This is a genomic window from Jeotgalibacillus sp. S-D1 (assembly GCF_004358665.1).
In the GTDB taxonomy this organism is placed as follows: domain Bacteria; phylum Bacillota; class Bacilli; order Bacillales; family Jeotgalibacillaceae; genus Jeotgalibacillus.
In genome coordinates this window covers 75,956-94,679 of record NZ_SMZR01000006.1, presented here as the reverse complement: position 1 = coordinate 94,679, position 18,724 = coordinate 75,956, and the positions used below count along the sequence as shown (strand labels likewise).

General features: G+C 42.1%; 14 protein-coding genes. 1 reads left to right on the top strand and 13 read right to left on the bottom strand.

The features are described 5' to 3' along the window. On the bottom strand, positions 1 to 1,200 hold the full coding sequence (locus E2R51_RS16090) for an MFS transporter (protein WP_133378113.1): 1,200 nt from the start codon (positions 1,198 to 1,200) through the stop codon (positions 1 to 3). 304 nt (positions 1,201 to 1,504) lie between these two features. Here E2R51_RS16090 and E2R51_RS16085 point away from each other — a divergent pair, with 304 nt between their 5' ends. Beyond that, the gene (locus E2R51_RS16085) at positions 1,505 to 1,831 is read left to right on the top strand and encodes a winged helix-turn-helix transcriptional regulator (RefSeq protein ID WP_133378112.1); all 327 of its coding nucleotides are present in this window, start codon (positions 1,505 to 1,507) and stop codon (positions 1,829 to 1,831) included. A gap of 105 nt (positions 1,832 to 1,936) precedes the next feature. Here the strand turns inward: E2R51_RS16085 and E2R51_RS16080 are convergent, their stop codons facing one another. The 12 genes from E2R51_RS16080 to E2R51_RS16025 all read right to left on the bottom strand — a co-directional run bounded on the left by E2R51_RS16080 (position 1,937) and on the right by E2R51_RS16025 (position 18,687). Beyond that, positions 1,937 to 2,278: a YflT domain-containing protein gene (locus tag E2R51_RS16080; protein ID WP_133378111.1), complete on the bottom strand. Its 342-nt coding sequence runs from the start codon at positions 2,276 to 2,278 to the stop codon at positions 1,937 to 1,939. A 314-nt stretch (positions 2,279 to 2,592) separates the two neighbouring features. Beyond that, positions 2,593 to 4,332, bottom strand: coding sequence for a gamma-glutamyltransferase (gene ggt, locus E2R51_RS16075; protein ID WP_133378237.1), 1,740 nt, complete (start codon positions 4,330 to 4,332; stop codon positions 2,593 to 2,595). 591 nt (positions 4,333 to 4,923) lie between these two features. Next, entirely contained in the window at positions 4,924 to 6,501 is a 1,578-nt protein-coding gene (locus E2R51_RS16070) for a phosphodiester glycosidase family protein (protein ID WP_165967251.1), read from the bottom strand. A 331-nt stretch (positions 6,502 to 6,832) separates the two neighbouring features. Then, positions 6,833 to 8,386, bottom strand: a complete 1,554-nt coding sequence (locus tag E2R51_RS16065) for a flotillin family protein (protein ID WP_133378109.1) — start codon at positions 8,384 to 8,386, stop codon at positions 6,833 to 6,835. 349 nt (positions 8,387 to 8,735) lie between these two features. Further along, a complete protein-coding gene (locus tag E2R51_RS16060; RefSeq protein WP_133378108.1) occupies positions 8,736 to 9,329 on the bottom strand; it encodes a superoxide dismutase family protein in 594 nt (197 codons plus the stop codon). Between the two features lie 114 nt (positions 9,330 to 9,443). Further along, positions 9,444 to 10,031 carry a signal peptidase I SipW gene (gene sipW / locus E2R51_RS16055; protein WP_165967250.1) on the bottom strand — a complete coding sequence of 196 codons (588 nt, stop codon included), beginning with the start codon at positions 10,029 to 10,031 and terminating at the stop codon, positions 9,444 to 9,446. Further along, positions 10,018 to 10,593, bottom strand: coding sequence for a hypothetical protein (locus tag E2R51_RS16050; RefSeq protein WP_133378106.1), 576 nt, complete (start codon positions 10,591 to 10,593; stop codon positions 10,018 to 10,020). Before E2R51_RS16050 ends, sipW begins: the two co-directional genes overlap by 14 nt. Before the next feature lie 140 nt (positions 10,594 to 10,733). Continuing rightward, positions 10,734 to 11,339 carry a TasA family protein gene (locus E2R51_RS16045; protein ID WP_133378105.1) on the bottom strand — a complete coding sequence of 202 codons (606 nt, stop codon included), beginning with the start codon at positions 11,337 to 11,339 and terminating at the stop codon, positions 10,734 to 10,736. Between the two features lie 243 nt (positions 11,340 to 11,582). After that, the gene (locus tag E2R51_RS16040; RefSeq protein ID WP_133378104.1) at positions 11,583 to 15,935 is read right to left on the bottom strand and encodes a S8 family peptidase; all 4,353 of its coding nucleotides are present in this window, start codon (positions 15,933 to 15,935) and stop codon (positions 11,583 to 11,585) included. Positions 15,936 to 16,513: 578 nt separating this feature from the next. Further along, positions 16,514 to 17,434: a DMT family transporter gene (locus E2R51_RS16035; RefSeq protein ID WP_133378236.1), complete on the bottom strand. Its 921-nt coding sequence runs from the start codon at positions 17,432 to 17,434 to the stop codon at positions 16,514 to 16,516. Between the two features lie 188 nt (positions 17,435 to 17,622). Then, positions 17,623 to 18,267, bottom strand: a complete 645-nt coding sequence (locus tag E2R51_RS16030) for a FusB/FusC family EF-G-binding protein (protein WP_133378103.1) — start codon at positions 18,265 to 18,267, stop codon at positions 17,623 to 17,625. Positions 18,268 to 18,414: 147 nt separating this feature from the next. Beyond that, entirely contained in the window at positions 18,415 to 18,687 is a 273-nt protein-coding gene (locus tag E2R51_RS16025; RefSeq protein ID WP_368773687.1) for a CD3324 family protein, read from the bottom strand. Positions 18,688 to 18,724 lie beyond the last annotated feature (37 nt).

Genomic DNA, 18,724 nt, shown 5'->3' with positions numbered 1-18,724 from the left:
TCATTTCATTTCTAAACGGCGCAGCCACGCTGTTAACCCTACAGCACCCGCTACCATAATCGCTCCAATCCAGGGGGTGTGAATCAGACCCATACCATCCACAATCAACCCGCCAACAAAGGAACCAATGGCGATGCCAACGTTGAACGCAGCAATATTTAGAGCAGATGCCACATTAACAGCGGATGGCACATACTTTTCAGCTAAATTGACGACCAGGATCTGCAGGCCTGGAACATTCATAAAAGCAAATAACCCCATTAGGAAAATAGCAATTAATCCAGCTGTTTTAAATGGAGCAGCAAATGTTAATAGCACCAGTACCACAGCCTGCAGGACAAACATCCAAAACAGCGCTTTTAATGGATTCTTGTTGGTTGCCTTTCCGCCAATAATATTGCCAATTGCCACAGCAATCCCATAAACAAGCAGGATAATACTAACCCACTTCGCACTGAATCCAGTGATGTTTTCCAGCAAAGGAGTCAGATAAGTGAAGGCAACAAATGTACCGCCATACCCCAGTGCAGTTATTGAAAAAGCCAGCAATAACTTTCCGTTGCTGAGAATCTTCAGCTGCTCACTGAATTTTGATGGCGGTGCTTCCTTTAATTTTTTGGGAACAAGGATGGCACTGGCGATCATTCCGATAATCCCTAGAGCTGCCACTCCCCAAAATGTGGCTCTCCAGCCAAAGGCTTGTCCAATAAACGTTCCAAGAGGCACTCCTGTAACAGTTGCCACTGTCAACCCGGTAAACATAAACGCAATTGCGCTGGATCGTTTATGGGCAGGCACTAAATCTGCCGCTATCGTTGAACCGATCGAAAAAAAGATTCCATGTGAAAAAGCCGTGATGAATCGTGCTGTTAATAGCAATGAATAGCTTGTTGATAATGCGGCAACAGCATTTCCAATAATAAAAACGACCATTAAAGACATCAACAACGACTTTCTGCTCACTCTGCTCGTTAAAGCGGTTAGGACTGGTGCTCCAAAAGCCACTCCCATGGCGTATCCTGAAATTAAAAGTCCGGCAAGCGTAATCGAGATGCTTAAATTATCTGCTATGGTAGACAATAATCCTACAGGTACAAATTCGGTGGTTCCTATAGCAAAAGCACTGATGGCCAGCGCTAAAAGGGCAGGTAATCCTCCCTTTGCCTGCGTCTGGTTCGTTGTATATGCATGAGAATTCATAAAAAAATTCCTCCTTTTTCGTGTAAATAGAGAATTCGAAATACACGCCGGCGCCTGGCGATGCTTTCTGGATTTTATTATGATGGGTATAGAACACGAAGGGAAGTACGCACTTTAAAGTGCTATAGGTACCTTAAAGTTCCCTTCACATAACCAAACAATAAAATGGAATAATTTAATAGGATCAAAAAAGCACGTATAGCCCATAAAGTACTTTAACAGCTTCTTAATCCGTGGTATGATCATGAAATAGAAAAGGAAATCATCATCCTAAGTTATTCTATTTTAGAGAGGAAGTTAAAGAATGGCTTATAATATACCGGTAGAAGCAACGCTTGATGTAATTGGGGGAAAATGGAAGGTCGTTATTCTCTGCCACCTCGATAAAGGCGAGAAACGTACAAGTGAACTGAAACGGCTGATGCCGGCGATCACACAGAAAATGCTTACTCAGCAGCTGCGCGAGCTGGAAGCAGATGGTGTGGTTAACCGTTTAGTGTATGATCAGGTACCGCCGAAGGTTGTTTATTCCCTGTCGGACTACGGCTGGTCCCTGAAACCTATTCTGGACACGATGTGCAGCTGGGGAGAACAGCATATAGAATCCACAAGTCAGGAAGTTGCACAATAATTTTACGGAGTAATTAAAAAGGAAAATGGCTCTGCAAAAGCAGAACCATTTTCCTTTTTTGTTCATTTTAGCTGAAGGTGCTCAACGACAAGCGAGCGGTGTTGTTTAAAATTCCACTTTATCTTGATTCGCTACAACGAGCAAAGTCTTTCCTTTATCCAGCTCTTCTTCCAGCTCATCTGCTTTTTCAGATTCAAACCCCATCTCTTCCATTTTAGAGCGAAGCTTGTCCCCCTTGCTGCGAAAAACATTCTTCAACGCAGTGCCAACACCTGTTTCACTTACGCCAATCTTATTTGCATCAGTTGATTTTCTATTTCTGCGCACATGATCATTATCATGGGAAAGCACGTAAATATCATCATCACGAACTCCGTCTTTTCTAAGTTTACCAATCGTTTCTTCTAACGTTTCATCGTTGTGGAACACTTTGAATTTAGGTTTCATTTGGTTTTCCTCCTCTGTAGATAAAGAGATCACCTGCTGTATATTGCCAGTGTCTCAATTGGAATGATTTAATGAATGCATAATTTACATATACCCAAATCGGTAAACATCAACCCTTTTTAGATTTAATAATGGACTGTCATGCTCCTCCAATTCCTCTTTAGCTGCTTCTTGTCCGCATACAGCATTTCGATTAAGCAAATTAAAAATGCGGGTGGGACAAAAGAAGGCTCTCGTAAAATTTTTCGTGAGAGCCTTCTTTTATGGTTTTGTCCCATTCTCATGCAACTAACAGAATTCCATAACCGTTTATTTTATTTTTTCCCTGCGGTTTTATTTAATCCGATTGCCGTTCCTTCCCTTGAAGAATCAGCTGCACCTATATAGCTTCCATCTCTCAGGATTCTTATTGCTTGTACATTGCCAATTTCTCCTGGACTGGACTGCCATTCATGTCCCCATTTCTTCATGGTTTTCCGCACATTAGCCGGTATGCCCTTTTCCCATCTGATCTGAGGATAGGTGGGGCTGTAGATTCTCGGTTCCTCAATAGCTGCCTTCAAATGCATGTCGTAATCAATGACATTGACAATCGTTTGAAATACAGAAGTAATAATGGTTGGTCCGCCTGGTGAGCCGACCGTCATGAAAGGCTTGCCATCTTCAAATATCATGGTCGGGGTCATGCTGCTCATTGGCCGCTTATTTGCCTCCACCTGATTGGGTCCGCCCGGAACTGCGTCAAAGTCCGTTAATTCATTATTCAGCATGAACCCGTATCCCGGCACCATAATGCCAGTGCCAAATACCTGTTCTATGGTGGTTGTATAGGAAACAAGATTCCCCCATTTATCTGCAACAGTGAAGTGAGTAGTTTCTCCGATTTCCCGGTCATCCGGCTGCTGGGCGGCTCCGATCGGCTGGCCTTCCTGATACGCCCATGGATTGCCGGGTTTTACATTGTTGTTTGCCTCGCCGAATTTTATCATTGATCTTCTATTCGCTAGATAATCCTCATTCAACATTCCCTCCATTGGCACATCAACAAACTGAGTATCACCAATATATGTATTTCGATCAGCATAGGCAAGGTGCATTGCTTCTGCCATAAGATGATACTTTTGAGGAGATCTCACACGATATTGATCTAGATTAAATCCTTCAAGCATCTTCAGCATTTGCAGAACCGTCAGTCCCCCTGAACTTGGCGGAGGCATGGTAGCAATGTCATAGCCGCGGTATGTTCCTGTTACCGGCTCATCAAATGACAATTCATAATTTTTAAGATCCTGGCGTGTCATGCCGCCGCCAAAATCCCGTACTGTCTTTGCAAGCGCCTGTCCAATTTCACCGCCATAAAATGAATCCAGACCATTTTTTCTTATTTCTTTAAATGTTTTAGCAAGATCTTTTTGTACTAAAATCTCTCCTTCTTTTAATGGCTCTCCTTTTGGCATAAACACCTTTCCGGCAGCGCTTTTTGTTAACTTCTCCTCATTATCCGCAATAGCATCTGCCAGTACGCTATTCACCTCTACCCCTTTTTGAGCTAGCTTAATAGATGGATTAATCAGCTGATTAAAAGGTCTGGTTCCCCATTCATCGTAGGCAGCCATCAAACCTTTCAGTGTACCTGGAACTCCAACAGCGTCCCCGCTAATATGGCGCTCCGCAAAAGGGATCACATTGCCTTCTTCATCAAGAAATAATTCAGGTGTGGCGCTTGCCGGAGCACGTTCCCTGCTGTCTATAATCGAAATGTCGTCTTTATTTGCATCATATACCATCATAAAGCCGCCTCCACCGATTCCCGACATCATCGGTTCAGCTACGTTCAGTGCAAGCTGGATGGCAATCGCTGCATCAACCGCATTTCCGCCATTTCTAAGTACCTCGGCTCCGATTTCAGAAGCTTCGGGATGAGCTGTTGCCACCATCCCTTCTGCTCCATAAGCTACCTGCTCATTTGAATGCGAGGGCAATGGGTTTTTCGCCGCTGCACCTGATGGAAAAATAACTGTGGATAAGAGGAGAATCATGACAAACCACGACATAAAACGTATAAGTTTAGTATTCAATATTTTTCCTCCTTTCAATATAATTACTATTTTACGGAAAATTCTGACTATATCATATAGCCAATATCACCTAATTTATTGAAATAGATTATGCTCTTCTGTTTAGCAGCTCGTTCTTTGTATGGGTTGAAGGACCTGGATTTGCAGTTAAGGATGCAAAATTTATTAGTAAAAGATGACTCAAAACTAGTAAACTTAAAAAATAATGAGGCTTGGATATAATAGAGAAATTGACTACTTCTATCACGAAAGGCCGGTTCATTTCCGCTGCAGGCGGCGCTTTCCGCGGGGCGGGGGTGAGCCACTTTGATGCTGCGCCTCTTCAGTGTCTCACCTTTCCCGCTGCATCCCGCAGGAGTCGCCGCCCTCCGCTCCAATGAACCTAGGCGTTAAAATGTTTCGGGTAATCCAAAAAAAGAATTCTGCAAATCAAAAAGAATGTCCTCAAATCTGGACATTCTTTTTGTTATTCAATGAGTCGCTTTTCCTTATTTCTTAAAACGTAGCAGGATAACTGCTGCTGTCACGCTGCACTCCCAGTTCTGAACTTGTTCTAATACAGGTCCACTACTCCAATATAAATATTCCATCAGCAATTGGCCGTTCGCCAGCGCTGTCGGATGGGTCATTGACGAGGGCATCATTTATCACCATTGTTGTAGAGCCGCCACCATCAAGATTCATTCCATCTACAGCGCCAAGAGACTTAAGTAATTCTGCGCTTTCGAGGAAACTTAGGCCTATACTTCCATCCGGATTACGCCCATCCACCGTAACAAATAATAGGTTTCCATTTTCTTTAATTCCGACCAGTGTTCTGGGATGGCGATAAAGGGCAAATCGGTAATAAAAGTCTGAACTCCAGTTAAATCCCTCTTTATCAGCTGTAATAGCAATCCTTCCATCCTTTAATAGACGGGGTGCCCCATTAATAATGGATTGACCTTCGTCCAGATTCATTTGCGATCCATCCGCATAAACTTCAGTCGTAACGGAAAGCTTTTCATCAATAACAGCATGATGACTAAGCCATTCAGCTCCCTTTCCAGTTGCAGAAAGGATACTTCCACCTTCAGGTATTTCGTTGCCCCGCTCCGTCCGGATTTCCACTACTATATCCGATTCATCCAGGATAACTTCAACCCCCTGTCCTTCTGGAGTAGCAGCGCCAAAAACATCGTTAAATAGGATCAATTCATCATCATCCGTACACGTTACATCATGTCTTGGATTATTTGTCGGATGATCATCCACGCCCCCACAGCTTCGAATCACTCCAGGCATGCGATTAATACCGTCTATTACACTTGATTCGCCGCTGGCAGCTTCTACTGTTAAAGAGGTTTTTGTTTTGGCAATGTCCCCTTCGATGCCGTTCAGAATGAGGCTTGTCCGTTCGCCTACTGCTTCACTCAGGAGCATTCCGTCCTTAACTGATATTCCTGCAGGATCGCCAGGAATACCATCCCTCTCACCTACAACAAAATAACCTCCGTTAATTGCGGCCAATGCCTGCTTCCCTTTGGACATGTCCGTCAATTTTTCTTTGCCTTTAATTTGATTATTCGCCAGTCCGTAATTGAGGTCCCCTTTAAATTGTTGAGCATCCGTTTCAATGATATTTATTTCCAAAGGTCCCTTTGAATTCGCAGTGCCGTCATAGCCGGTATATGAGATTCTGGCATCCTCATATCCGTTGTTTTTTAAATCGTCCAGCAAGGGTCTGGCTGCTGCTTCATCTTTGAAATTTCCTGTCTGAACAACATATCCGATTTCCCTTGCACGTATATCAGTCGCTCCGGGGCGATTTTTTACCGTATGTATCGATGATCTGTAGCCATCCTTTTGCAGCTCTTTACGAATGTTTTTTGCTTCTTCCATGGATTCATAAAAACCGGCATCCACCGTAAAAAATGATTTTTTATCATTGAGTCTGCTGATTATCTTCGTATGCCAAACACCTTCGGTTAACGGAGTGACTGTACGATATTCAGGTGTATTTTTTATACCTAACGGAAGCTCAGCCTGCGTTTGGGTTGTATTTGTTTCTGCTGTAACCAGCTCAGCATTTCTTGTCTCAAATGCCATGACGACAAATAAAATAATGCAGCATAAAAAAACGTTTCTTGCGATTGATTGGTTCATCCTCATTCCCCCTTTTTCTTCTATTTTATATCTACCTTGTTAATAAAAGGTTAAAACCGTATATGGCCATTGTTAAACATTTCTTTTTGTATTTACGATTGCCCCAATTCCCCGGTGCTGTTATTAAATTTAAATCGTTTAAAAAGGGGTACATAATTTAATAAAAAAGAATGCCTTCACATGAAGGCATTCTTTTTTTGTTCTGAATTATTTTCTTTTTTCATTACTCCATAACCATTTGAGCGCTTAGGTTCATTGAAGCGGAAATGAACCGGTCTTGCTTTGTAGACACAGACCAGGTCTTCCTTGTCCCAGCCTCTCAAAAAGTTATTTATTCTTTCCTAGCCTTTTCTTCCTTCGCCACGCTTGTGAGATCTTCATTCTTCTCTTCTGATGAGGGGTTCTCATCAGCTGCTGCGGCTGCAGCTTCCTTATCAGTTGAAACCACCGTATGGGTGTTCCCGCGGTTTACAACATCGGACAACAGCTTGGACACATCGATTCCAACCAGCTCTTTTAATGGCTCCTGGAGACCAACCATTGTTTGGGTAATACTTTTTCCGTATGCCGATACACCGTTTCCATCACCTGTATCGATAATTTTTACTGACTCAATATTGGATAAAGGCTTGGCAATTTTTTCGGCATAAACCGGCAGCATTTCAATCAATTTCTCAGCCAGTATAACCTCACCATGCTGGGCTATAGCCTCTGTTAAGAGGCGTCTTGATTCTGCCTCTGCCTTTCCTCGTTCAAGAATGACCTGTGCCTCAGCAAGCCCTTCCTCTCTTTTGATCCGTGCTTTTGCTTCACCGTCTATCTCAGATTTACGCGCATCAGCTTCTGCCTGACGGGTAACTGAATAATAATCAGCGTCCGATTTTGCTTTGCGGATTTTGTTTTCTTCTTCTTCAATTTCTACCTGGCGTGAGCGTTCAAATTGCTGAATTCGCAATTCTTCTTCTTTTCGTTTACCAATCAGCCCAAGCTCTTCTTCCTGCACCTGCTTATCAAGCTTTGCTTTTTCGAGTGTATAGGATTGCTCTGATTTTGCACGGGCTCTCTCTGTTTCTTCTTTTATGGCCGCATCTTTCAAGTCCTTTATTTTTTGTGCTGCCGCAATTTCAGTTTGGCGCTTATATTCTTCTTCTTTTGCTTCTTTATCCGAGTTCGCTCGCTGAATACGTGTTTCTTTTTCACTGTTGGCTTCTGCAATTTCAGCAAGCTTTCGTACTTCTGCGATTCGCGGACGCCCCAGGTTTTCCAGGTAGCCGTTCTCGCTGTCTGAATCCCGCAGGTCCGTTAGACCCAATGAGGTAATTCTGAATCCCATGTCATCGAGCTGCTTCTGCGCAACATCCGTTACCTGGGCGTTAAATGATTCACGGTCTTCATTGATTTGTTCTACTGTCATTTTCGAAAGGATTGCCCGTAAATTCGCACTTAAAACCTCTGAAATTTCTTCTTCAAGCTCATCTGACTTTTTCCCAAGAAATTGTTCCGCATAATTGGCAATTCCTTTAAGGGTATCTGCAACTTTTACCATCGCTACAGCATCTGCGACAATCGGCACCCCGCCATTCGTATAAACACGGGGAGTCGTCAGCTTTAATTGAAAGGACGTCAGCTCAACAGGTGTGGCTGTCTGGTGCATACGCAGCAAATGGCCGCCACCCCGTATAATCTTCATCGACCGGCCTTCCGTATCGGTAAATATATTGGTTTCTTTTTCTGGATCACCAAGCTTTGGGCCAGTAATAATCAAGGCCTGATTGGACCGAGCCGTTCTGTAGCGAATCTTGTAATAAATGAAAACTGCTATTCCTACCACCGCTAAAACGATTAAAATAGGAATAACGATAGAAATGGCTTGTAACATTTCCATTATGTATCTTCCTCCTTTAATTTATCTATTCCCACACAAAATGCATGAAAATATTATTTTATCCTTCAATACTTATACGATTGACCACTGAAAAAGTTCCCTTTATTGGAAGCATTTTTTATATAGGCTTCCAAAGGCATCCACCCGAATCCTTTATGGTTGGGTCTTGCCTGGGAATGCATAGACGGATATTTATCCGGTCCTCCGGTCTTTTTACAAAAATTCTTTTCTATAGCCTTGCACGCCTGGCAAGGGTAATAGGCTACCGGATTTAACTTGCCGCCAAAACAAAAAGAGTATCTGTTTTTCCCCAGACACTCTTTTTGTTTCAACCTATTAAGTATTTTCCTTATTGACTAATCTCGCCGCAAATCATTCGATCCCCTGCATCCCCGGATGGCTGAGATTCATAATCATCAGTACCTTCATGAATCACAAGAGCAGTACCATCTGAATCCAACAGTGAATTTTCTTTTCCCGTTTCCAGTGTTACGCCTTCAGCCGTAATTTCTTCCTGAACGAGTCCGTCTTCACCTACTGTCAGATTAGGCAGATCTCCTGCATGAGGTCCTTCCTCATGATCCGCTCCATGACTTGCATCTGTTGGATTAAAATGACCACCGGCTGATTCAAAGTCCGGCGCTTCACATTGACCATTTTCATGTATATGAAATCCAAACTCGCCTGATGGAAGATCTGAAGCATCAAGATTAATTACAACCCCGGCATCCGTTTCTTCAAGCTCGGCAGTTCCCACACTTTGTTCATTCTGATTCATAAGCTCGACCGTTACGTTCTCTGGCATTTCACCTTCTGTATTATCCTCTTGTCCCGCTGGCGCTTCATCGCTTGGCTCCTCTGTTCCGGTATCATCACCATTTCCACAGGCAGCAAGGATCAGAAACACCGTTAAAACCAAAATTAAATAAAACCATTTTTTCATCGTCATCTCTCCCTCTTTTGAGTAATCCCCTATTATTCTCACAAGTCAGGTATTACCTAATTTCCCCAAAAGAGGTTAAATAAACATTTCTTTATATGACTGCATGCCGCTTTTTCATCCGGTATTAGGAACATCTTCACCGTTTACAGAAAGATTATTCTTTTCTTTTTCATCTATTATTATTCCTGTTACCTGATAGGCCGATTGACAGATTAACAGCATACCCGGCAGGAAAAATAGCAGGAAAATTCCATTTTTCGATCTGGTAAAATCAATAAAATAACCTACATAAGGGATCGTCAGCCCTTTATATTCGGCGACGATGTTTTTCGGCAGGAGGAGGGAGGTGTCGGGTCCGTCATTGTTGTCCCCCTTTGTTCGATACATTATATTATCATTTTTTTTTATTACTTCAACGATTCGATGCGTCACCAGCTGATGACTGTTCATCATATAGGTAACAACGTCTTTTTCCTTGTATTTTAAGGGATCGCCGCCGGTTTTAACGGCAATGATTGACCCTGTCTGTATTCCCGGCTCCATTGAACCAGAGAGCACTGTTTTAACCTGGTAGCCGAACAACACCGGCTGATCTCCAGTCATTTTTGAAAAAGCTACAAAGATAATCATAATTCCTATTAACAGATAAAATACGAATGACACAGCATTAGTAATGAAAAGTAAAATGTTATTGTTCTTCATTTTCTTCACCTGCATCCGCTTTTTCCTCCGTATCCTTCGTAACAGCCTGTTCTTTTTTCTCCTTTACATCAGCCTTCGCTTCATCTTCGTTCTTTGTTTCTTCCATTACTTCAGTGGTTTCCTTTTCTTCCTCTTCAGCTGTTTCTTCATTCACTTCTTCATTTTCCCTTTCTATTTCCTCACTTATTTCTTCTGTTATTTCCACGTCTGCTTCTTCACTTATGTCATCATCGGTTTCCTCTATTTTTTCCTCAGGAGCAGCATCTTCCTTTGCATCCTCCTTTTCTTTTTCTTTTTCTTTTTCTTTTTCTTTTTCTTTTTCTTCTTTATTTTCAGCGCTCTCCTCTGCAGTCATGTCAATTTCCTCTTCCTCTATTTCTTCTTCGGCCCAGTACCCGGCTTGGATGGTGCCTGTGTCGGTTGATGTCGTAGTATGATAAGCGCCTGTGCTTGAGCTTATGTAGGAGAGGGCCATTAACAGCGTATAAATAATACCTAAGCTGTAAGCTGCTAAGTAAAACCCGCTATTTTTTTTCTTCTTTATTTGTTTAATGATCAACACCCCACAATATCTTTTTATCACAAATCTATTAATTTCTGAGCGCACACAAATATAGAACTATTTATGCAGGCTCAAAATTCAATATATTTACGAATATGACAGGAAGGTGAGTTCCCCCACCTTACCTGCTAAACTTTCAATTATTCGACATGCTCTCCTTCACCCTGGTTCCCTACAAATTCCCACGTAAGTGTCAACGAATCACCCTGGAATTGATTTTGATCTTCGCCGTTATCAACAAATTCAAATTGAACATACATTTCATCATCTGTACCGGCATCTAAACCGCTGCCTTCTCCAAAGTAATCATCAATTTTCTTTTCCACTGCGTCTGGTGCCATGTTTTTAAGATCATATAGAGTAGTGGAGAAAATGATATCGTTGTATTCAGCCCGTCCTGTTTTATCCGCGTTTTCTAAAAAGTTGACCCGGATATGTTTACCAAAATCATCTGTATTATCACCATTTGCATCAACTACTTCATAAGAAGAATTTAAAATTACTTCGGGTATATCCAGTGAACCATTGTTTTCAAGATAAAATACACGGCTCATCCAGTCACCAGGCTTCATATTATCCACCTGAATAATCGTTTCGGGGTTTACCGCTAAATCTAATGTACCTGCTGCAAACGTGCCATTCGCTTCTGCTGAATCGGAAAAATAAGCGTATGTACCTCCAGCCAGTAATGAAATGCCTAATGCTGCCGGAGCAAGTCCTTTTACAATTTTCTTTTTAATACCCAATGTAATTCCTCCTCTTTTTATACAATAGTTCTTTATTAAGATTTAATTGTTCTTATTTAAGAACCTAAAGATAATTATAATGCAAGTTTAATAGAATTAAAAATATATTTTTCATTATTCTATATTTTCTGCTCTCTTCTATTATTCTTCTAACTTCGCTTCATTATTGTAACGATTTAATTAAAGCCTTATTAAGGGAAAGAGCAGGGATGCAGGAGAAATTCCACATCCCTGCTCTTCTAATTATCTGTTTCCACCAGGAATATCAGGTCTGCCTGGTATAGGTCTTACAGGCCGGTCTTTATCACCAGGAGCCCAGCTATTGATAAATAGCTTACCCTCGGCGATTTGACTGGCTTTGTTGCCAAAATCATCATTCGCCATTACTTCGATCGCTACTCCATCTGCAATGACAGAAGAGGTAGCTGTCCAGTATGCTTCGTATTTACCAGGTGCTACTTCATTTAGTGGAAGCTCCGTTACATTACTTGTGCCTGAAAGATTCGTCAGAGGCATACGTAATATAAAGCTTGCGTCCAGCCCTTCTTCACTTTCAAAGGAGATCTTTACAGATTCTCCAGCTTTTAAGTGAACATCTTCTGAAGGCTTAAGATTCTCAATGGCAATATCGCCAAACTTCGCTTCAACGGTCACTTTTTCAGACGATGAGTTGCCAGCGAGGTCAGTGGCAACAACCTCAAACTCATTTTGTCCATTTTCCAACAGTAAACGTTTCGAGAATGAACCGTCTGTTACAGTTACATTCTGACCATTAATCGTAACCTTATCCAGATGCTCCTCTTCGACTGTTCCTGTAATCGTGATCGATTCTTTGTTAGTTTTAAGTCCATCTTTCGGACTTGTAATGTCTATAACAGGTGCTGTCAGGTCCACTGTAATGGTTACAGGTTCAGACTCGTCTGTCATACCAGCCTCTGTCGAAACTCTTGCAGTCAGAACGTTTTCACCTTCTGACAGGTCTACAGAAACTTCATATTGCCCTTCTTCGGAAGCCTTTGTCGTGCCAGCCTCTTCGCCATCGTTGTACACAATGACATCCGTATTTGGCGCTGCGCTTCCTTTTACATTTACAGAGGTTTCATTTGTAAATGATCCATCTGCAGGTGATGTAATGGATGGCGCCGTTACTTCATAATCAACCAACGCACGGATCATGTAGTTTCCTTCTTCTTCAGGAACTTGTGACCATGCGCCCGCTACATACTGCCAGCTGCGGCCGGCGTTTGGTCCATCCTCATCTGTACCTAAACCAGGAGTATCAGGATTAGCTTTAGATTGAATGTAAACCATGTAGAAGTCGCCATCTACAACCACACCAGCATTACTTAAATCTACCTGTGTCCATGTACCATCACGTTTTGCGGTGGCATCAATCGGTCCTGCTAGTTTTTTGCCAGGTGCTCCGTCAGCTCCGCTTGCATCATAGATCGCTACCTGGAACTCTGTACCGCCTGGAACCGGCCATTCAGTATCCCAGAATCGGAATAAACCGCCTGTTACAAGCGCTGAATTTTGACCTTCTTCAAGAGACATTTTTACAGCCCAGCCATTTCCAGCATCATAGAATGCTCTCGCATTTTCCGCTGTTCCATCGTCATAGCCAATTTCGCCAGGATAGCCGATGAATGGACGCAGTTCAAAGTTTTGTTCCACGTCACCTTCTAACGTTACCGTTACTTCTTCACCATAATAATTAGGTGCTGTCACTTTTAACGTATAGGTTCCTTCATAACCAGTAATGGAATAGTTTCCGTTTTCATCTGTTTCCACAGGTGTTACGGCTGCATCCTCCATCAGATAAACTGTTGCGTCACTAACCGGCGCACCAGTCGCTTTATTTACTACTGTTCCTGTTACTGTCCCAGTAGGAAGCTCTTCCAGCATAAAGTTTGCTTCAGTATTCTCGTCCTCCACAACGGTTATTCCTTGTGATTGTGGAGCATATCCATATGCCTCAGCCGTCAGCGTGAACTCACCAGTGGCGTGAGTCATATTGAATCCGCCAGTTGCCGGATTCGTATTGACTGAACGGTTTGTTTCTTCTACTGTCACTTTTGCACTCATCGGTAAACCGGCAGGTGCAGAAGCTTCTGCTGCTTTTGCCGTTTTCTTTTCAGCAGCCATTTCATTCTTTTTATCGGTTACCTTTTGTGCATTAAACTTCGGTGCACGCTCTTTTTTGGTTTCACCAGTGTCTTTTACTGATTTCGCTTTAGCAACAGTAGATAATGCCTCAGCAGAAATCTTAACGTCATCGATATACCAGCCAGGTCTACCGATCAGGAAGTCTGTTTCTAAATCAAATGCTAGTTTTACTGTTTTTCCGGCATAGGAAGACAGGTCATACTGTCCATCAACCCATTCGCCGCTCAGACCTGTAAAAGTATCAAGCAATTCCCAGCTGTTTCCTCCATCTGCCGTGATGAATACATAGCCGAAGTCCCAGCCATTTTCAATGTTGTACCATTGTTTAAACTGAAGATAAGCATTTCCATCTTCAGGAATTGCAAATGGCGGTGTTTCTAGCGATTCGTATAAATCGTTGGCATAGTCACCTGCTAAATTCGTACCCATTACTTTTTCACCGGAAAATGCACTTTCCGGACCGGATGAAGGAGTTCCCCACTCCCATGCTTGTGCTGGTCCAATTATTCCCCAGCCGTTAATATCCGTTTCAAAGTCTTGCTCGTATCCGACTGTTGGAGGAGCATTAACAGTCACTGAATAGTTGTCGCTTACTGTTTCATTATTTCCAAAGTCCACCGCTTTCCAGCGATAAACCATAGTACCTTCCACTACATGCTCGCCCGGGATCACGGCACGGAAGGTTCCGTTCTTGTGGTCGCCGCCAGTGGATACAGCAGCTGCTTCTTCCCATGTATCGTCTGCTTTTTGGTACTCAACTGTTACACCTGTTACACTCACATCATCTGTAATAGCTGCATCCAAAGTTAACGGAATTCCAGCGAATACTTCTGAAGGACCCTCGTGTTCAATAACAGGAGCTGTTGTATCTTCGCCATCTTTCGTTACCTGCCCGCTAATCGTTCCAAGCCCGGAAATAACGGCTGATACAGCGTCGAACACATTAATAATCCCGTCTCCAAAGCCATTGTTTGGTGCAGTTGGATATTGCGCATTGGTTCTTGGTGTTGCTGTTTCCATCAATAAATCTTCCACATCATCGATGCTTAGATTTGTATTTGACTGAAGGACTAAGGCAGCTGCACCCGCAACATGCGGTGCTGCCATTGATGTACCATTGTAATTTGCATAGCCTCCGCCCGGAACAGAAGAACGAATTGAAACCCCTGGCGCTGACACGTCTGGCTTCTGTGTTCCGTATGGTGAAGGACCCTGCAGCGAGAATGATCCTAAATTTTGATTTACATCTGTTGCTCCTACAGCGAATGATTCAGGATAGTTTCCTGGTGCTGCAACAGAGCCCGGACCGCCTGGGTTTGAAGCGGTAACATTACCTGCAGCGAATACCGGTACGATCTCAGCCGCTCTCCAAGCCTGAACCATGCTGCGATACCACTCGTCAAGACCTGGACCGCCGCCCCATGAGTTGTTGACGATATCCGGTGCCATAGAAGGATTCGGATTTCCTTCTTCATCGGTAGGGGCTAAAATCCATTCCCCCGCCATTAATAAATGGACATCCTGACCGCCACTAGGGCCAAATGCATTTGCTGAAATCCATTTTGCTCCTGGCGCTACACCGATTTGGTTTGCACCATTAGGTTCTGCTCCAGTCATGGTTCCTGTTACGTGGGTACCATGTCCGTCTGGATCAGCAGGAGTTGGGGAGCCATTCACCGGGTCAAACCAGTTATATACATGGCTTACCTCTCCATTGCTGTTTCCGCGGTATTGATTTTTAATAGCAGGGTGATCCCATTGAGCCCCTGTATCAATCGAAGCAACAACGATTCCTGCTCCATCAATCCCCATATCCCATGCGGCAGGTGCGCCAATTTGGTCAACACCCCACTCAATCGATTGAGTAGTATTGCTCTTCTCTGCCACTTGAGTTTCGATTAAAGCACGTGTTTCATTAAAATCAATACTCGCTACTTCCGGAAGCATAGCGATTTTCTCCATTACATCCTTCGTTGCTGTAACAGCAAGTCCATTTACAATGTAGAAGGAGTGGATGTCTTTTGCTTTTCCGCCTTTTTCTTGCTTTTCCAGTAAATTTATTACATTCGTTTGCGAGAGTTTAGCTGTGGATCTTAATTCATTAACGATTTTCGATCTCTTCGCTAACTCCGCCTTTGAAGAAGTCATCTTTGATTTCGCAGCAGCTTTATCTGCGTTTTTTGCAACACTTGCCGTATCAACCTGTTCCTTCATTCTTACAAGGAACGTTACCATTTCTTCTTCCTTAAATGAGGCAGTTACTTTTTTGTCAACTTTACTTTCTACCACTTCTTTTGTGCTGCCTAAATAAGAGGTTGACGCCTTTTTAGGTTGTGCTGCTGCGTTGTACGACATACTCGGCAGTATTAAGAGCATACACATAAACATTGCTGCTACCCTAGTAAACTTTCTTTTCATTTTCCTGTTCATTTTCATCCTCCCAATTTTTGTAGTTTGAATGAATAAATTGTCCCCCCTTTTTTAAACGTAATCCCTATTATCCAAGCCATTCTGGTGAAAGCAGCGACAAAATGCAGACTTACACTCATACAAGGGTGTCAGAAGATTAGAGCAAACGAATCACTTATGTAGGAAAATAGGTATATCTATACTCTATTAATAAATTAGGAAAGATGTTGTCGAAAAAAGACTAAATTTTCTATTTTTTTAAAAATGGTAGATAAGTTTAGGGTTGCGAAAATTAATGTAGCCCTTTATAACTATCAAATTGTCGATTTCTATTAATTATTAATGAATCCAGAGAAGAAATTTATTTGTTTGCAAATTTTTGCTTACGATTATACATTTGCAAATTTTGTCTATTTAATGATTCAATATGTCGTTTTATAGAAACCACTCCATTAAGAGCAGTGAAAATCTTTTAAAACAGATGTTATCCACCACTGCACGACATACAGATTATAAATGAGTTATCCCATACTGACCGAATATCAGAACTAAAATGAACGGGGATGTCCCCTGTATGCAGGCGGACATCCCCGTTCATTCTAAGCTTGCTTTCTCCTCAAATAATTTAAGTCTCTTCTTTGAGCCTTCGGTCTTTGGTTTGCCAAATATACTCCTAAAAATATAATGACCAGCCCTGCAACTAAATTTTGGGACACGGCTTCACCGAGCAATACATGACCCCACATCAGGGCTGTAAGAGGAACGAGGTATGTCACGGTAACAGCAAACTCCGCTCCTCCCTTTTTAATCAGATAATAAAGGAGCAAGTGAGCGATTCCTGATCCTAAACAACCCAGCCCGATCAACGAAACAATAAAGATAGGATCGATGGAATTCTTTAAAGTACTGAAAAAGGCTGGTTCAGTTAAGATAACCCCTACCCCGCCTACTATAGCTCCCACAAATAAAGATAGGGTGGTCAGAACAATAACATTCACATTTTGAAGATGCCTTTTCGAGAACTGAGAAGAAAACCCATAACACGCTGCTGCCATGATCATCGTGCCAATTCCGATAAAATGGCCGGAAAACAGCTCATGTACATTAAAATTCATTAAAATAAGAATACCGATAAAGCCAAGGCCAATTCCTCCCCACTGTTTTTTATTTAACAGCACAGAAAAAAAGATAAAGCCCATTAAGCCGGTTAAAATCGGTGTAGAGGCATTTAATACCGCGGCTGTATTGCTCGTAATTTCCGTTTGGCTGAGGGCGATCAGTCCCCAGGGAAGCCCTGCATTAAAGATTCCGACAGTACTAATCGCCTTCCAAGGAAGCGGTCCCGCACTCTTCATTTTCTTTATTTGGAGAATGAAGAGCGGAAGTAAGATTACTGCACCAGCCAGGCAGCGCAAAAGAACAGTCCCCCAAACACCTGCAGAAACAATCAATTCTTCTATAAAAACAAAAGAAAGCCCCCAAATTAAGCTTAATAGTATAAGCACACCGTATAATTGCATCATCATTCCTCCTTTACTTATTGGCATGTTTCTCTGCTATTAATTGTAAACTATCGGATATGAGAGCTGCTATACGAAATGAAGACTATCTATTATTTCTGAACTCTGGTAAATTGCCCCCTGTTGATAAGAGCTGAAGGTGTGGGACCGCAAGCCCCGAGTAAATCAGCGGTCATGCTTAACAAAGTCTATTTGTTAAACAGCATCAGCCAAATAAAATCATGCAGTTTATCAAGAGAAGTTATATTACGGTTACATTCCTCACTGTCCTTACAGATGTAATTTCCTCTTTTTACAAAGGTCCCCTGCACCGACCCCTTCATTTCCGTCATAAACATTCCTACATCTTCCTGCTTATGGCACAGTGCACAATATCCTTTTTTATTTGAAGGTTTAAATGAACCTTGCAAACCGGTCAGGCGATTATTAAAGTAAGCCAGGATGTATTTCTTTTGTGTTCCTGGATCGTCCCAGCCCAGATAGGAAATCTCTTTCCACTTTACATTTTCCATCAAAGGCGTTTTTAGCTTTTTAACTTTGGGAAACAGTTTTTTTATAGACTGTTCTTTTACTGGTTTAAAAGAAACGAGATAGGGTTTTATTTGTGATAGAAATCTTTCTGCCTGCTCTTTATTTTTTACTTTAAGAATTGGCTCCAACACCTCTGTTTGCTCCACCGTCAAATCAGTAAAAAGCTTATACACTTTTTCGGCCGAATGCGAGTTAAGTGCATCCAGCACACCATTATCCTGAACGGATGCATGGCCATTGACCAGCAGCTGCGTTTGTTCCTGTATAAAATTGTACTGGTCATTTCTTATAAAAGGGTTCATTTTGATCACTCTCCTCTATATAGGGAACCCAAATCTTTGCTGCTTTAAATTTTACATAAATCAGGCATCTCAATAAATGCAGAAAACGATTAGTAAACAATTTCGGCATAAAAAAAGCCCTGATCCCGATGGTCAGAGCTTTTTGCTTTATTTAGAGTAAACAATCTTTTTAATCGTCTCAATGGAAAGACAATAGTCCATTCCTAACTGTTCAATTGTATTACCGTCAGTAAATTCGTTTCGAATCGAAGAATTTCTGTCATCAATCCATTTTCTTGTTCCTGAACACTCTCCCCACTTTTTGCGGACAGCTTCAGCTTTAGGGATATAGAGTGTTTCACCTTGAACATATTTTTGAATTTCTGCTACCAATTCCTCCGGTAAAACAGCATTCGCTTTTACATAAGCCATTTCCGCCAGCTCCTTATTTATATTTAAAAGAAATAAGGGCAAAGCC